Origin of the sequence: Nocardiopsis sp. B62 (assembly GCF_018070675.1) — a bacterium.
Taxonomy (GTDB): Bacteria; Actinomycetota; Actinomycetes; order Streptosporangiales; family Streptosporangiaceae; genus Nocardiopsis; species Nocardiopsis prasina.
Genome location: NZ_JAGPXK010000008.1, coordinates 69,267 through 83,950 on the forward strand (window position 1 = coordinate 69,267; position 14,684 = coordinate 83,950).

The 14,684-nt window shown below is 70.1% G+C and carries 11 protein-coding genes; 8 read left to right on the forward strand and 3 right to left on the reverse strand.

Translation table 11 applies throughout. From position 1 onward, the window contains the following. Positions 1–66 precede the first annotated feature (66 nt). A complete protein-coding gene (locus KBX21_RS11325) occupies positions 67–2,646 on the reverse strand; it encodes a DUF6049 family protein (protein ID WP_210841931.1) in 2,580 nt (859 codons plus the stop codon). 344 nt (positions 2,647–2,990) lie between these two features. Between KBX21_RS11325 and KBX21_RS11330 the strand changes: the two genes are divergently transcribed. Beyond that, positions 2,991–4,514: a CCA tRNA nucleotidyltransferase gene (locus KBX21_RS11330; protein ID WP_049568131.1), complete on the forward strand. Its 1,524-nt coding sequence runs from the start codon at positions 2,991–2,993 to the stop codon at positions 4,512–4,514. 35 nt (positions 4,515–4,549) lie between these two features. Here the strand turns inward: KBX21_RS11330 and KBX21_RS11335 are convergent, their stop codons facing one another. Next, positions 4,550–5,287 carry a class I SAM-dependent methyltransferase gene (locus tag KBX21_RS11335; protein WP_049568243.1) on the reverse strand — a complete coding sequence of 246 codons (738 nt, stop codon included), beginning with the start codon at positions 5,285–5,287 and terminating at the stop codon, positions 4,550–4,552. A gap of 173 nt (positions 5,288–5,460) precedes the next feature. Between KBX21_RS11335 and KBX21_RS11340 the strand changes: the two genes are divergently transcribed. Then, the gene (locus tag KBX21_RS11340; protein WP_210841861.1) at positions 5,461–6,003 is read left to right on the forward strand and encodes a GNAT family N-acetyltransferase; all 543 of its coding nucleotides are present in this window, start codon (positions 5,461–5,463) and stop codon (positions 6,001–6,003) included. A 683-nt stretch (positions 6,004–6,686) separates the two neighbouring features. Here the strand turns inward: KBX21_RS11340 and KBX21_RS11345 are convergent. Further along, positions 6,687–7,757 carry an inositol-3-phosphate synthase gene (locus KBX21_RS11345; RefSeq protein ID WP_049568135.1) on the reverse strand — a complete coding sequence of 357 codons (1,071 nt, stop codon included), beginning with the start codon at positions 7,755–7,757 and terminating at the stop codon, positions 6,687–6,689. Between the two features lie 1,496 nt (positions 7,758–9,253). Between KBX21_RS11345 and KBX21_RS11350 the strand changes: the two genes are divergently transcribed. The 6 genes from KBX21_RS11350 (at position 9,254) to KBX21_RS11375 (ending at position 14,603) form a co-directional block, all read left to right on the forward strand. Then, positions 9,254–11,467 carry a transglycosylase domain-containing protein gene (locus KBX21_RS11350; RefSeq protein ID WP_210841932.1) on the forward strand — a complete coding sequence of 738 codons (2,214 nt, stop codon included), beginning with the start codon at positions 9,254–9,256 and terminating at the stop codon, positions 11,465–11,467. A gap of 276 nt (positions 11,468–11,743) precedes the next feature. Beyond that, a complete protein-coding gene (gene rpsF / locus KBX21_RS11355; RefSeq protein ID WP_017545727.1) occupies positions 11,744–12,034 on the forward strand; it encodes a 30S ribosomal protein S6 in 291 nt (96 codons plus the stop codon). 136 nt (positions 12,035–12,170) lie between these two features. After that, positions 12,171–12,764, forward strand: a complete 594-nt coding sequence (locus tag KBX21_RS11360; RefSeq protein ID WP_049568143.1) for a single-stranded DNA-binding protein — start codon at positions 12,171–12,173, stop codon at positions 12,762–12,764. Positions 12,765–12,877: 113 nt separating this feature from the next. Next, complete coding sequence (rpsR, locus tag KBX21_RS11365; RefSeq protein ID WP_013155832.1) at positions 12,878–13,114, forward strand: 30S ribosomal protein S18; 237 nt, start codon at positions 12,878–12,880, stop codon at positions 13,112–13,114. A gap of 27 nt (positions 13,115–13,141) precedes the next feature. Further along, the gene (rplI, locus tag KBX21_RS11370) at positions 13,142–13,588 is read left to right on the forward strand and encodes a 50S ribosomal protein L9 (protein ID WP_017545729.1); all 447 of its coding nucleotides are present in this window, start codon (positions 13,142–13,144) and stop codon (positions 13,586–13,588) included. Between the two features lie 178 nt (positions 13,589–13,766). Further along, positions 13,767–14,603 carry a peptidoglycan recognition family protein gene (locus KBX21_RS11375; protein WP_049568149.1) on the forward strand — a complete coding sequence of 279 codons (837 nt, stop codon included), beginning with the start codon at positions 13,767–13,769 and terminating at the stop codon, positions 14,601–14,603. The last annotated feature ends 81 nt before the right edge of the window (positions 14,604–14,684 follow it).

Genomic DNA, 14,684 nt, shown 5'->3' on the forward strand with positions numbered 1-14,684 from the left:
CCTTTCGTCTGGGGAGGGTTCGGGCCGCGGCGCCTGGGGACGGCGCCGCGGATCAGGGTGTGGCGGTCACTTTCCGGAGCCGCTGTCGTCCGGGTCGTCCTTGGCCGAGGGGGTGCCGTCGGAGGCGCCGTCGTCCGCCGGGACGCCGTCGCCCGGCTCCTTGTCGGCGGGGGCGCCCGGTGCGGTGCCCTCGGCCTCCTTGTCGCCCTCGGGCGTGTCCGACCCGGGTTCGCTGGTGGCGGCGGCTGCGCCGGCGTCCTGGGGCTCGCCGGGGTCCTGGGACCCGGCGGACTCCTCGCCTTCCTTCGGCCCGTCCCCGGTCGCACCGGTCTCGGCGGCACCGGCCCTGGCCGTCTGCTTGCGGGCCCACTTGCGCAGGGCCCGGGGCGCCAGCGCCGCGATCAGGATCAGCAGGCCGATCCCGCTGATCAGCAGCGCCTGCGTGCCCAGACCCGTGGCGTTCACCTGGATCAGCGTGTCCTGCGAACTGATCGGCTCGCCGTCGGCGTTCTGGAGGCTGACGTGCACGTTCGTGCTGCCGTTGATCCGGGCCGACAACGGGACGTAGACCGTGGTCTTGGCGCCGGGATCGATCTCGAAGTGGTGCGTGTACTCGCCGACGCTCAGTCGCTCGGAGTTCTCCGAGTACAGCGACAGGTACACGTGGACGGCCTCGTCCTGGAGGTCGTTGGCGACGAGCACGCCGGTGGTCCCGGTGCTGCTGGCCAGGGTGACCGGCTCGCCCGGGATGACGCGCACGTCCTCTCTGCGGCTCTGGACCGACTTGACCACCAGGGTGCGGGTGGCTCCGGCCAGGGCCTCACGGTCCCGCCAGTGCACCGACTCCAGGCGTACCAGCGCGGGGCGGAAGGGGTCGCTGTCACCGACCAGGATGCTGTTGAACAGGCGCACGTCCCGGCTGACGTCCTCGATCTGGCCGAGGTAGGTGGAGCTGAGACCGTCACCGTAGGCGTCGTCGGGGTAGTCCAGGTCCTGGCGGGTCTCCTCCCGGTCCTTGGAGTCGGGGAGCTCGACCCGGTCCAGACGCTCGGGGGAGAGCCAGGGCAGGTCGTCCGTGGCACTCAGCACGCCCGAGGCGAACTCGGGGCTGGGGTCCCAACCGGGTTCGGGGGCGGCGACGACCACGCGGTCGCCCGCGCCGCTCTCCCCGGCGATCATCGCGGTCTCCGCGGCGAATCGCTGGAGGGCCAGGGCGGACTCGCCCGGCTCCCACGAGGGCATCGACAGCACGTCGGTCAGGCCGGAGTCGCTCACCAGGGCGTAGGGCTCCTCACCCTCCGCCTCGTCGCCGCTGGCGGGCAGGGGGGCCTCGGCGCCGGGGGTCGTGGAGATCCACGAGGCGGGCGGGAGTCCCTCCTCGGACAGCAGGAAGCGCTGGGCTCCGTGCTCCGTGTACAGCTCCTGGACGCGCTCGTCCATGAGTCCGCCCGGAGGCACCGCGAACCGGTCGTCCGCCTCCAGTTCGAGCGCCCGGGCCACGGACTCCTGGCCGAGCCTCAGCGAGGCCTCGGCGTCACCCTCCATGTCGTTGAGGAGGAGCGCGACCAGGTCGGCGCTGGCGTAGGGGGAGGCCACGACCGTGTCGGCGGCCAGGACCCCGCGGGCCTCACGCAGCCACACCTGGGCGGCCGGGTCCGCGGGCTGGTCACGGCGGCCCGGCTCCTTGGCCGGGTCGTCCAACGCGCCCTCCAGGACCTCGTGGTCGGCCGAGGCCATGCGGAGGATGTCGTCGAGGGTGCCGGGGTCGACGGACCACGTCACCGGGATCCCCTCGGTGCGCGACGGCGTCTCCTCCTCCTCGCCCTCGTCCTCCTCGTCGGGTGCGTCGGAGGGGGCCTCGTCCTCGTCGGCGCCCTCCTCGGTGGCCTCGGGGGAGACGGAGTCGGCGCTCTCCTCGGCGGTGACCTCCTCGCCAGCGGTCGGGGAGCTCTCGTCCGGGTCCTCCTCGTCCTCCTCCAGCCCGAGCTCCTCGACGAGGTCCTCGTCCCCGGCCTCGAAGGACAGGGGCACCTGCGCGCCGGACTCCAGGAGCCGTCCGAGACGCCCGTCGGCGCCGACCGAGCCATGGAGCTCGTCGTCGAGGAAGGTGTCGTCGTCGGCGCGCTGGGGGGAGTCCATCAGCGGCCAGACCCAGGCCAGGTCCAGGCTGGGGACGTCGTCGTCACCGGTGTAGGGGAGGAAGGTGTACTGCGAGCCGAGGGTGGTGCCGTCGCCGTCCACCGCCTCGATGACCATGGGGTACACCCCGTAGGAGGTCAGCCCGAGGTCGTCGGCGGCGGTGCTCAGCGAGTACTCCAGGGTGCCGTCCGGTTCCAGCTCCCCCTCGAACTCCTCGTCGGGCCCGGAGGAGCTGGGCTGCCAGTCCTCGCCGGTGGAGAAGTCGTCCAGCTCGTCACGCGAGGTGAAGGGGTGCCGGGAGTAGCGCATGCGGACGGTGACGTCCTCGACGGTCTCCCCGGTGGTGTTGGTCACCTCGCCCGCCACGCGCAGGGTGCTGTCCTCGTCCACGGAGTCCGGGGTGATCCGGTCCACGACGAGCGGGGCGGCCGAACCCTCCTCGTCGGGCTCGGCCGACGCGGGAGAGAGGGTGGCCGGTATCGGAAGCAGAGCGGCGGTCATGGCCATGACCGCGGCCGCGGAAGCAGTTCGACGCAACGCTTGGTTTCCTGATTCGGGTCCAGGTGTCCGTCCCGCCAGGGATACGGAAGGTGGGGCGGGGTCGGTCGGGGTGCCCGCGCGGCTCGCTCGGCCCAAGCGGGGCTGGTGGCCTCGGACTGACCGTGACATGCCACCACTCCACCCGAAGATACCGCGTTCCCCGAACCCCGGTTCTGACGCGGACCGTTGTTCGGGGACGTGATCGACCCACCCTTTCATCCACCGGGGCCCGACACCAGGGCCGCCACAGGCCCGCAGGGGTACCAAACTTGATTCGCGGACACCCCGTGCGGCCGCCTAACCTGCGTGGTGTGCCGAACACAGAGCCTTCGCGTGAGAACGACGCCGCCCAGAACCCGTCCGCAGAGGTGAGCCCGCCCGCGGGTGAACTCAGCGGCGCGCAGCGAGCGGCGGTCGCCGCGTTGGTCGACTCGATCCAACCCGTCGCCGACGAGCTCGGCGACCGTTTCGACGCCCAGGGCCAGCAGCTCGCCATCGTCGGTGGCCCGGTCCGCGACGCGCTCCTGGGACGCGACTCCAACGACGTGGACCTCACCACCGACGCGGTTCCCCAGCGCGTCCTCGAACTCATCGACGGCTGGGCGGACTCCGTGTGGACCGTCGGCATCGAGTTCGGCACCGTCGGCCTGCGCAAGCGCGGACTCCAGCTGGAGATCACCACCTACCGCAGCGAGGCCTACTCGCCCAAGTCCCGCAAGCCCGAGGTGGCCTACGGGACGAACATCCACGACGACCTGCTGCGCCGTGACTTCACCGTCAACGCGATGGCGGTGCACCTGCCCAGCCGGGAGTTCGTGGACCCCTTCGGCGGGCTCGCCGACCTCAGGGCCAAGGTGCTGCGGACCCCGGGCCGCCCGGAGGACTCCTTCAGCGACGACCCGCTGCGCATCATGCGCGCGGTCCGCTTCGCCGCTCAGCTCGGCTTCTCCCTGGCGCCCGAGGTGGCCGAGGCCGCCCGGGGCATGGCGGACCGGCTGTCCATCGTCTCGGCCGAGCGTGTCCGGGACGAACTCACCAAGCTCATGCTCAGCCCGGACCCGCGCCGGGGGATCGAACTCATGGTGGATCTGGGCATCGCCGAGCACGTCATGCCCGAGATCCCCAAGATGCGGCTGGAGATCGACGAGCACCACCGGCACAAGGACGTCTACGAACACTCGCTCACCGTCCTGGACCAGGCCATGGACCTGGAGCGCCGACGTGGTCACGGAGCCGACCTCGTGCTGCGCCTGTCCGCCCTGCTGCACGACATCGGCAAGCCCCGGACCCGCGCCTTCGAGGGCGGCAACCGGGTGACCTTCCACCACCACGAGGTGGTGGGCGCCTCCATGACCCGCAAGCGGCTGTCCGCGCTGCGCTTCTCCAAGGACGTGATCTCGCAGGTGAGCACGCTGGTCGCGCTGCACCTGCGGTTCCACGGCTACGGCCGGGGCGAGTGGACGGACTCGGCGGTGCGCCGGTACGCCCGGGACGCCGGAGACCAGCTGGAGCGCCTGCACATCCTGACCAGGGCCGACTGCACCACCCGCAACCGGCGCAAGGCCGTCGCGCTCGCGCGTTCCTACGACGACATCGAGCGCCGCATCTCCGAACTGGCCGAGCAGGAGGAGCTGGACCGGATCCGCCCGGACCTGGACGGCAACGAGATCCAGGAGATCCTGGGCGTGAAGCCCGGTCCGCTGGTGGGCAAGGCCTACAGGTACCTCCTGGAGCTGCGCCTGGAGAACGGCCCCATGGAGAAGGAGAAGGTCGTCGAGGAGCTGCGCTCCTGGGCGGTCGACCACCTGGGGCAGGACGGCCGCCAGGACGGGTAGGCCGCGCGGGGCGGGGCGCCGGAGGGCGCCGCCGCTCAGAGCCCGGGCTTGATCGCCGTGACCGCCATCCCCGCGCCGAACACCCGCAGCGGGGTGCCCTCCAGGGTGTCCGAGACGCCGCGCGCGGCCGGGGGACGGCGGTCGAGGGACGGCATGAGGTAGTCGATCGCGCGCACGCGGAGCCCGTGGCCGCGCAGCAGGCGTCCCAGTTCCTGGCTGCTGAAGGACCGGGTGTCCGACATCCGCACGTGCAGGGGCCGAACCCAGGGCAGGAACGGGGCGGTGAGGGCGGAGCGCCGCCGATCGCCCCAGAGGACCCCGTGCGTCTCGAAGGGGAACCAGCGGTTGGACGTGGTCACGGACAGCGCGCCGCCGGGCCTGAGCACCCGGTGGATCTCGCTGAGGGCGCCGTCGAGGTCGTCGAGGTGCTCGATCACGTCGAACGCGGTGACCCGGTCGAAGGTGTTGGTGTCGAAGGCCAGCGATTCGGGGGCCATCTTGTGTACCCCCACGCGGTCCTCCAGGCTCGTCCCGGCTATGCGTCCGGTCAGTGCGTCGAGCAGCGCGGGGTCGGTGTCGATGGCGTCCACTCGCACGTAGCCCGCGGCGAGTCCGACGGTGTGGGCGCCGTGGCCGCAGCCCACGTCGAGGAGCCGGTCGCCCCGGGCGGGGAGTTGTCGGGTGACCGCCCCGATCCGTTTGGCGACCCCTCTGTTCCCGGGCCCGTTGCCGAACCCGTTCGAAGAACCGCCCGGTCCGAAGCCGCCGCTCATGGCCACCATCCCCTGCTCGTGCGCGAATGCCTGCGGGGACACTACTTTAAGTGAAGTTTTGACTACTCATGGAGATGGCGACTTGTCGACTCGTGGTCATGGGGCCTGACCTCCCCCCTTTCCCGGAAGGACCCGCGAGACCGGGGCGACACCTCCGGTGCGAGGATGGCGCGATGACGATCACCACCTGGTACCTGGAGTCGACCGACCCCGCCGAGCTCAGGCCCGGCCGCGAGCCCGAGGGCTCCGTGCGCTTCGTCCGCGCGGAGGTGCCCGGACCCGAGTTCGCCCGGTTCCTCTACACGACGGTCGGTGGCGACTACCAGTGGATCGACCGCGCCCCCTGGAGCACCGAGGAGTGGCGTGACCAGGTGGCGGACCCCAACGTGGAGACGTGGGTCCTGTACGACCGGGGCACGCCAGCGGGCTACGCGGAGCTGGAGGCCCAGCCCGAGGGAGCGGTGGAGGTCGTCTACTTCGGCCTCCTGCCCGGTTTCCTCGGCCGGGGGCTGGGCGGGCACATGCTCACCGAGGCCCTGCGCCGCGCGTGGGACCTGGGCACCCGGCGGCCGGATCGTGACGCCACCCGCCGGGTGTGGCTGCACACCTGTTCTCTGGACGGGGACCACGCCCTCGCCAACTACCGGGCCCGGGGGCTGCGCCCGTACCGGGAGACCACGGAGGAGCAGCCCGTGGTCCAGGGCGCGGGGGGATAGGACCAGAGGGAGGCGGAACCAGTCGACTCGTCGACTGGTGGAAATGTCGACACGTCCACCCCGGCCGCTGCCCCGCCCGGGGCGGTATCCGGCCGCGAACCCTCCGCGGGCGCGGGACTTTCCGGGTGGGGGCGCCGGCCCGAACACTGCGAACGGTCCCCGCGCGCGGGCGGCGGGCGCGCACCGTCCGGGCCGCGCCCATCGGGAGGTGGGCCGGACCGTCCCCGCACACCACAGGGACACTCACCCCGGACGTCGGGACCAGGCCAGCGGTGATCGCCGCACCTGGTGCGAACGCGGCGTCGCACAGCACGTCGTGGACGGAGAACCCCCGGCCCCGGTGGGTACGTCGACATGTCGCCTCACCAGCGTGTCGACAGTGACCCTCAACGCCTGGGACACCAAGCCCAGGACCGGGGCGGCGATCGGGAAGGGCCGGGGAGAACGGCGGGCCGAACAGCAGCGGGGCGACGGCGGCCGAGGCGAGCAGACCGGCGACTCATCCGCTCTCGCCGATCCGGGCGCTCGTCCCGGCGGTGGCCACGGCTCCCAGGGGGTGGCCATGGCGCCCCGGAAGAAGCCGAGCGCGAGCAGTTCGGCCCAGACGAAGAAGGACACGCCCACAGACTGGACGTGTCCCGGAGAGGGTGCCCGGGGCCGACGGGCCCCGGGCGGATCGCTGGCTACTCGCCCGCGATGAAGTTCTCGACCTTGGTGTGCGCCTCGGCGTCGCTGTACTGCTCCGGCGGCGACTTCATGAAGTAGGAGGAGGGCTCCAGGATCGGGCCGCCGATGCCGCGGTCCTTGGCGATCTTCGCGGCGCGTACCGCGTCGATGATGATCCCGGCGGAGTTGGGGGAGTCCCACACCTCCAGCTTGTACTCCAGGTTCAGCGGGACGTCACCGAAGGCGCGGCCCTCGAGACGGATGTAGGCCCACTTGCGGTCGTCCAGCCACGGCACGTGGTCGGAGGGACCGATGTGCACCGCGCCGGCCTTCAGCTCGTGGGGGATCTGCGAGGTGACCGACTGGGTCTTGGAGATCTTCTTCGACTCCAGGCGCTCGCGCTCCAACATGTTCTTGAAGTCCATGTTGCCGCCGAAGTTCAACTGGTAGGTGCGGTCGACGATCACACCCCGGTCCTCGAACAGCTTGGACAGCACCCGGTGGGTGATGGTGGCGCCGATCTGCGACTTGATGTCGTCGCCGATGATCGGCACGCCCGCCTTGGTGAACTTCTCGGCCCACTCGGGGTCGGAGGCGATGAACACCGGGAGCGCGTTGACGAAGGCCACGCCCGCGTCGATGGCGCACTGCGCGTAGAACTTGTCGGCCTCGTCGGAGCCCACCGGGAGGTAGGAGACGAGGACGTCGGCCTTGCTGGCCTTCAGGGCGGCGACCACGTCCACGGCGTCCTCGGGGGACTCCTGGATGATCTCGCGGTAGTACTTGCCCAGACCGTCGTAGGTCGGGCCGCGCATGACGGTCACGCCAGTCAGCGGGACGTCACAGATCTTGACGGTGTTGTTCTCGCTCGCGGTGATCGCGTCGGCGAGGTCGTGCCCGACCTTCTTGGCGTCCACGTCGAAGGCGGCGACGAACTCGATGTCGCTCACGTGGTACGGGCCGAACTGGACATGCATCAGGCCGGGGACCCGTGACTCCGGATCGGCGTCCTTGTAGTAGTGCACACCCTGGACGAGCGACGCCGCACAGTTGCCGACACCCACGACGGCTACACGTACCGAACCCATTGGTCCTTGCTCCTTCTTCTCCGCGAACATGGATTCCACAGCGCACGGCGACGGGCCCGCGCCGACGGCGGTCCGGGGCTCGTCATCCTGCGTCGTATTCCGTATGTGGTCAGCAGCGCGCACGGCGTATCTGTTCCCCCTCACGGCCGTCGAATACGGGGAGAACTGTCCATGTCTGGCTGGTTTGTTCTGATCTGACTCTATCCACGCTTCATGGTGAGGACGTAGGCGGTCAACGGTCCGGGCGACAACAGAGTGACCGCCGGTGACCGTGGTGCTGGGGAGACCTGCGTGATCCCGTGCGTGATCCCACACGAACCAGTCGGAAGTCGGACGACCCCGAACCGCTCCCTTCCGGTGACCGCAGTCACACGCTGCGCCCCGCTCGCCCCCCGAGCAGCCGAACTGCCAGGACCGGCGGTTCCCGGCGGAGGGTGACGAGGTCCTGCAAAGCGCGCGATACCCTCGCGCGTGGGTTGTGCTATATCGTTCGATCGCTCTAACGTGACCTTTGATTTGCGTGCGAAGCCGGTTCAGACCCCCGAGCGAAGCCAAGCCGCGGCGACGTTGACGTCGGCCCAGAGCACCGACGCGACGGGGGAAGCGCTCCCGCAGGCCAACGATCAGGAGGAAGTAGCGGCCAACGTCTTCGCGACCTGTTGAAAACCTTCACCCCCGGGTGGGCGTCTCTTTATCAAGCCTTGAAAGAAGGCCAAAGCGGCGGAACCGGGTCCAACCGCACCCGACCGCGCCGCTCCACCATCACAGGTCGCGAATCACCGATCCCCCAGGGGGACCGACCCCCGTTTCCACCAAGGAATCGTCAGGCCGAGCGGCCGTGAGAGGCAATCGAGGACCACGTGAGTACCGAACGACGACGGAATGCCGACGGCGGCCGTCGCCGGGCCGACGGCCCGGACGACGGTCCGCGCGGCGACGGCGGAAGGCGCAGGGCCGGTGGCCCTCCCCGGGAAGAACGTGCGGGCGGACGGCGCCGACCTGACTCCGAGGACGGTTTCCGGGGAGACGACGGGCCCGCTCCGCGCTCCCGCAGAGCCCGCCCCCCGGGGGACGAGAGCCGCTCCGAGGGGCGCCCCCGCCCCGAGGGCGGACGCCGCCGTGCCGAGGGAGAGCGCCCCAGGCGCCCCGACGGCCCGCGACGCCGCCCCGAGGACGACGGAGAGCGCCCGCGTCGGCGCCCCGACGGCCAGCGCCCCCGACGACCTGAGGACGGCGACCGCCCCCGTCGCCGCCCGGACGACCCGCGAGCTGGCGGACGTCGCCGCTCCGAGGGCCCGCGCGACCCCCGCGATCGCGAACACGGCGCCCGCTCCGGCGGGCGGGGTTCCCGCGCCGCCGCGGCCTCTGGCGGACGTGGCGGCAGGGGCGGTGGCGGAGGCCGCCGTCGCCCCCGTGAGGACGAACCCGACGACCGCCCCTGGTTCAAGCGCTTCCTGTCCAAGGCCTGGAAACCCGCTCTGGCCTTCTGCGGACTGATGATCATCGGCGGTGTGGCCACCTTCGCGGTGCTGTACGCCATGGCACCCGACGAGGGCGAGCTCAAGAGGAACGCGGAGAAGGACGCCTCGGCCACCCAGATCCTGTGGGCCGCGCAGGGGGACGACGAGAAGGGCGACGTCGCGCTCACCACCGGTGAGGTCCAGCGCGTCGCCGTGCAGCGCGAGGACATCCCGGAGGAGGTCATCGACGGTGTGCTCGCCGCCGAGCAGGCCACCTTCTACGAGGACCCGGGCATCAACATCAAGGGCATCGGCCGCGCCATCCTCTCCCGAGGCGAGGCGGGCGGTGGCTCGACCATCACCCAGCAGATGGCCCGTAACTACTACAGCGAGCTCGACGGCGAACCGCCGATGACCCGCAAGATCCGCGAGATCTTCATCTCGATCAAGCTGGGCCAGCAGCTCGAACCCGACCAGATCCTCACGACCTACCTCAACACGATCTACTTCGGTCGTGGCGCCTCGGGCATCGAGATGGCCGCCCAGGAGTACTTCGGCAAGAGCGTGAGCGATCTGGACCGGGCCGAGGGCGCCTACCTCGGCATCATCATCCAGATGCCGAGCAACTTCGAGAACCCCGAGCCGGACTCCTGGACCGCCAACTACCTGGAGAAGGAGCGCTGGCCGTACGTCCAGCGGCAGCTGGCCGCGATGTACGAGAACACCGGCGGCGAGCGCGGCCTGCCCGAGGCCGAGGCCCAGCAGCTCCAGATCCCGGACAGCATCATCGACTACGAGCCCGAGGCCGGCCTGGACGACCCCAAGCTGGGGTACGTCCGTCAGGCCGTGATCAACGAGGTCGAACGTCGGTACGCGGGCTCCAACGTCACCGGTGCGGACATCGCCACCAAGGGCCTGGTCATCGAGACCTCCCTGGACCCCGATCTGATGACCGCGGCCGAAGAGGCCTTCGACGTCCTCCCCGAGGGAGCGGCGGACGACACCATGCGCGGCCTCACGGCGGTCGACCCGAGCACCGGGGAGGTCGTGGCCTTCAACGGCGGGCCGGACGTCTCCGCGGTGATCAACAACTCCCTGGTGCACCAGACCCAGGCGGGATCGGCGTACAAGCCCTACGTGCTGGCCCGTGCCCTGTCGGACGGCATCGGCCTGCGCAGCCAGTTCGACGGCGACAGCGGCCTCGAGTTCCCCGGGCTGGCCAGCCCGGTGATCAACTCCGGTGAGGTGGACTACGGCGAGGTCGACCTGATCAAGTCCACCGCTGACTCGGTGAACACCAGCTACGTGGACCTGGCGATCACGGTCGACCCGGTCCGCGTGGACGAGCTCGCGGTGGAGATGGGCGTGCACCCGGACCGGCAGGAGACCTCGCAGGTCGGTCCACTGGTCGCTCTGGGCACCCACCAGGTGAACGCGCTCGACATGGCCAGCGGCTACGCGACCTTCGCCGCCGAGGGCCGCCACTTCCCGGCGCACATGGTCACCAAGGTGATGACGGCCGACGGCACCGAGGTCACCCCCGACGACCAGGCGGAGCTGGAGAGCGGCACGGAGGTCCTCTCCGAGGGGGTCGCCGCGGACGCCACCTACGCCATGCAGCAGGCCGTCCTGGAGGGCGGGGCGAAGAACGCCGCCCTCGACGACGGGCGTCCGGTCGCGGGCAAGACGGGTACCTCCTCCGACGCCGTCTCGGCCTGGTTCGTGGGGTACACGCCGCAGCTGGCCACCTCGGTGGGGCTGAGCCGCGCGCAGAGCGAGCCGCTGGACTTCGGCCCGGAGTTCGGTGACGTCTTCGGCGGCACCACCTCCGCGATGGTGTGGAAGGCCTTCATGGAGGTCGCCATGGAGGGGCAGGAGCACCAGCAGTTCCCGGCCCCGCAGTGGGTGGGCGAGGACCAGCGGTTCCTGCCGACCCCCTCTCCGAGCGAGACCCCGGAGGAGACGGACGAGCCGAGCGACGAGCCCAGCGAGACTCCGAGCGAGGAGGAGTGCGACCCCAACAGCCCGGAGTGCGACACGGAACCCTCGCCGGACGAGTGCGAATGGGGTTGGGAGCCGGGCTGTGACACCGAGGAGAGCCCGGACCCGGACGAGTGCGACGTCTGGGTCGGCAGGCCGGACCACTGTGACGACGAGGAGGAGAACCTCCCCGGCGGTCCGCCCGGTGGCGACCAGAGCAACCAGGCCAACGCCAACGGCAACAACAGCCTGATCAGGCCCAGGGACTGATCGGCTCGCAGTAGCCAGGCAGGCACGGCCGGGGGCCGGTGCGCGGAGGGGAGACCCTTCGGCACCGGCCCCCGGCCGTTGGCCACGACGACCCAGGGGTTCCGCACGACCGGGAGCGCAACGCCGGTGGTACTCCGCTGCTGGTAGCCTTGGTTCCCGTATGGCTCAGAGCCTGAGCGATGCCCCCGGTGGGACCGGGCGGCGGAACGCCGGGCTCCTGCCCTCCTGCCATGGAGATTCCATGGCCGCAACAGTCCAGAGGAGGAACGTACGCTTATGCGTCGTTACGAAATCATGGTCATCCTCGACCCCAACCTCGACGAGCGCACCGTCGCTCCGTCGCTGGAGAACTTCCTGGGCGTCGTCCGCAACGACGGCGGCTCGGTCGAGAAGACGGAGATCTGGGGCAAGCGTCGCCTCGCCTACGACATCAACAAGAACTCCGAGGGCATCTACGCGGTCATCGACCTGACCGCCAAGCCCGCGACGGTCAAGGAGCTCGACCGTCAGCTCGGCATCGCCGAGGCCGTGCTCCGCACCAAGGTTCTGCGTCCCGAGGTTCACTAGGCACCCCGGTGCCCTGATCCCCTGGCCCCGCCCGTCCGTTTTTGTCCCCGGGACTGTTTTGTCTCTAGGGGCGCGGATGATGCGGGGAGCAGGCGAAACCGCCTGATCCCGAACTATCTCGAACCGGAGCCGATCCATGGCAGGCGAAACCCAGATCACGCTCGTCGGCAACCTCGTCGACGACCCTGAACTGCGCTTCACGCCCAGTGGAGCCGCGGTCGCCAACTTCCGTGTGGCCTCGACGCCTCGCACCTTCGACCGTCAGGCGGGGGAGTGGAAGGACGGAGAGTCCATGTTCCTCTCCTGCACCGTCTGGCGGCAGTACGCGGAGAACGTGGCCGAGAGTCTTCAGCGTGGCATGCGCGTCATCGTGCAGGGCCGCCTGAAGCAGCGGTCCTTCGAGACCCGCGAGGGTGAGAAGCGGACCGTCTTCGAGATCGACGTCGAAGAAGTCGGCCCGGCACTGCGCAGCGCCACCGCCAAGGTGACGAAGACGCAGCGTCAGGGTGGCGGCGGCTTCGGCGGCGGTCAGCAGGGCGGCGGTTTCGGCGGCGGCCAGCCCCAGGGCGGACAGTCGTCCCAGGGCGGCTACGGGAACCAGGGCGGCGGCTTCGGTGGCCAGCAGGGTGGTCGGGGCGGCGCCCCGGCAGACGACCCGTGGGCCACCAACGGCGGCGGCGGTTTCGGCGGCGGCAACAGCGGAGGATTCTCCGACGAGCCCCCGTTCTAAACAGCGGCTTCCCCACGTAACACCCGACCCGGCCCCTACGGGGTCGCGTCACCTTTCCATTGTCCCAGCCCATCCCCGGGAGGACCCCGGGGCTCTTGCGAAGGAGCACCACGATGGCTAAGCCGGCAGCGCGCAAGCCCAAGAAGAAGGTTTGCCTCTTCTGCCAGGAGAAGCAGTCCTACATCGACTACAAGGACACCACGCTTCTCCGTAAGTTCATCTCCGAGCGCGGCAAGATCCGTGCCCGTCGGGTGACCGGCAACTGCACGCAGCACCAGCGCGACGTCGCGACCGCGATCAAGAACGCGCGCGAGGTAGCCCTGCTGCCCTACACCAGCACCGCTCGCTAGCGGCGATATCCGAGGGAGGTCTTTGTCGTGAAGCTGATTTTGACCCACGAGGTCAACGGTCTCGGAGCCCCCGGCGACGTCGTCGAGGTGAAGAACGGTTACGGTCGCAACTACCTGCTGCCCCGAGGGTTCGCCATTCGGTGGACCCGCGGTGGTCAGAAGCAGATCGACCTGATCCAGCGCGCCCGCAAGGCGCGTGACATCCGCACCCTGGACGAGGCCCAGCAGGTCGCGGGCCGCGTGGGTGCGCTGAACGTGCGTCTCAAGCAGCGCGCCGGTCAGGGTGGTCGTCTGTTCGGTTCGGTCACGCCCGCGGACATCGTCGAGGCCGTCAAGGCCACCGGCGGTCCCGAGCTGGACAAGCGCCGGATCGAGATCAAGAACCCGATCAAGTCCGTCGGTGCCCACAAGGTTCAGGTCCGCCTGCACCCCGAGGTCGCCGCGACGATCAAGCTGGACATCGTCGGCGCCTAGTACGCGTCGGCCGTTCCGGTCACGGACCCCGTCCCTCTTCGGAGGGGCGGGGTTCTTCTGTTCCCCAGGAACACGCCGAGGGGCCGAAAAACACCCTTTAGTTACTCTTTGTAATCTAACGTGTTCTCTGTGTAGCGTTGCGTTCAGCAATGCTCCGCACGGAGAGGACAGCATACCGATGGCCGTTGAAAAACTGCCCGAGACGACAGACCACCCTCTCGCGGTGGACCGTAGGACGATGCTGCGAGGGGCCGCCCTGACCGCCGGAGGAGTACTGCTCGGCGGGGCCCTGGGGGTGTCGGTGACCGGACAGGCCACCGCGGCGGCGACACCCAAGGTGTACACCCGGTCCGACTGGGGGGCACGCGCACCCAAGGGAACCATCGAGGTACTCGCGAAGGGGCCGACCCACATCGTCGTGCACCACACCGCGACCTCGAACGTGTCCGACACCTCCACCACCCACGCCGCCGCGCTCTCCCGGTCCATCCAGCGCTACCACATGGACAACAACGGCTGGAGCGACACCGGTCAGCAGCTGACCATCAGCCGGGGCGGCCACATCATGGAGGGCCGGGACAAGTCCCTCCAGGCCATCCGCGACGGTAAGCACGTGCTGGGAGCGCACACGGCGAACCACAACTCGCACACGATCGGCATCGAGAACGAGGGGACCTACACCTCGTCCACGCCGCCGGGTGCCCTCATGTCCTCGCTGGTCGACACCTGCGCGTGGCTGTGCCTGGTCTACCGCCTGGACCCGCAGAAGGCGATCGTCGGCCACCGGGACTACAACGCCACCAACTGCCCGGGAGACCAGCTCTACGCGATGCTCCCCAAGCTCCGTGACGACGTGGGGAGCAGGCTGCGCAAGCAGCTGAGCCACATGAGCGAGCACGCCGGACGGGAACTCACGCTGGAGGAACTGCCGAGCTACCCGGCCGTCCCGAGTTCGGAACGGGTCGCGACCTTCTACCACGGTCCCACGGTGGGAGACCTCGACTCCGGCTTCTAGGAGGAGATCTCCGTCGCCGGCCGCCCCTGCCTCCCCCGCAGGGGCGGTTCCTCTTTGCGTCCGCGCTTCCCTTCGGCGCGA

Bases quoted from the DNA above. Each gene is read 5' to 3' on its own strand.
- KBX21_RS11340 (WP_210841861.1), top strand. From the start codon at position 5,461: ATGACGATCACCACCTGGTACCTGGAGTCGACCGACCCCGCCGAGCTC.
- rpsF (WP_017545727.1), top strand. From the start codon at position 11,744: ATGCGTCGTTACGAAATCATGGTCATCCTCGACCCCAACCTCGACGAG.
- KBX21_RS11350 (WP_210841932.1), top strand. From the start codon at position 9,254: ATGATCATCGGCGGTGTGGCCACCTTCGCGGTGCTGTACGCCATGGCA.
- KBX21_RS11360 (WP_049568143.1), top strand. From the start codon at position 12,171: ATGGCAGGCGAAACCCAGATCACGCTCGTCGGCAACCTCGTCGACGAC.
- KBX21_RS11375 (WP_049568149.1), top strand. From the start codon at position 13,767: ATGGCCGTTGAAAAACTGCCCGAGACGACAGACCACCCTCTCGCGGTG.
- KBX21_RS11345 (WP_049568135.1), bottom strand. From the start codon at position 7,757: ATGGGTTCGGTACGTGTAGCCGTCGTGGGTGTCGGCAACTGTGCGGCG.
- rpsR (WP_013155832.1), top strand. From the start codon at position 12,878: ATGGCTAAGCCGGCAGCGCGCAAGCCCAAGAAGAAGGTTTGCCTCTTC.
- KBX21_RS11325 (WP_210841931.1), bottom strand. From the start codon at position 2,646: ATGGCCATGACCGCCGCTCTGCTTCCGATACCGGCCACCCTCTCTCCC.
- KBX21_RS11335 (WP_049568243.1), bottom strand. From the start codon at position 5,287: ATGAGCGGCGGCTTCGGACCGGGCGGTTCTTCGAACGGGTTCGGCAAC.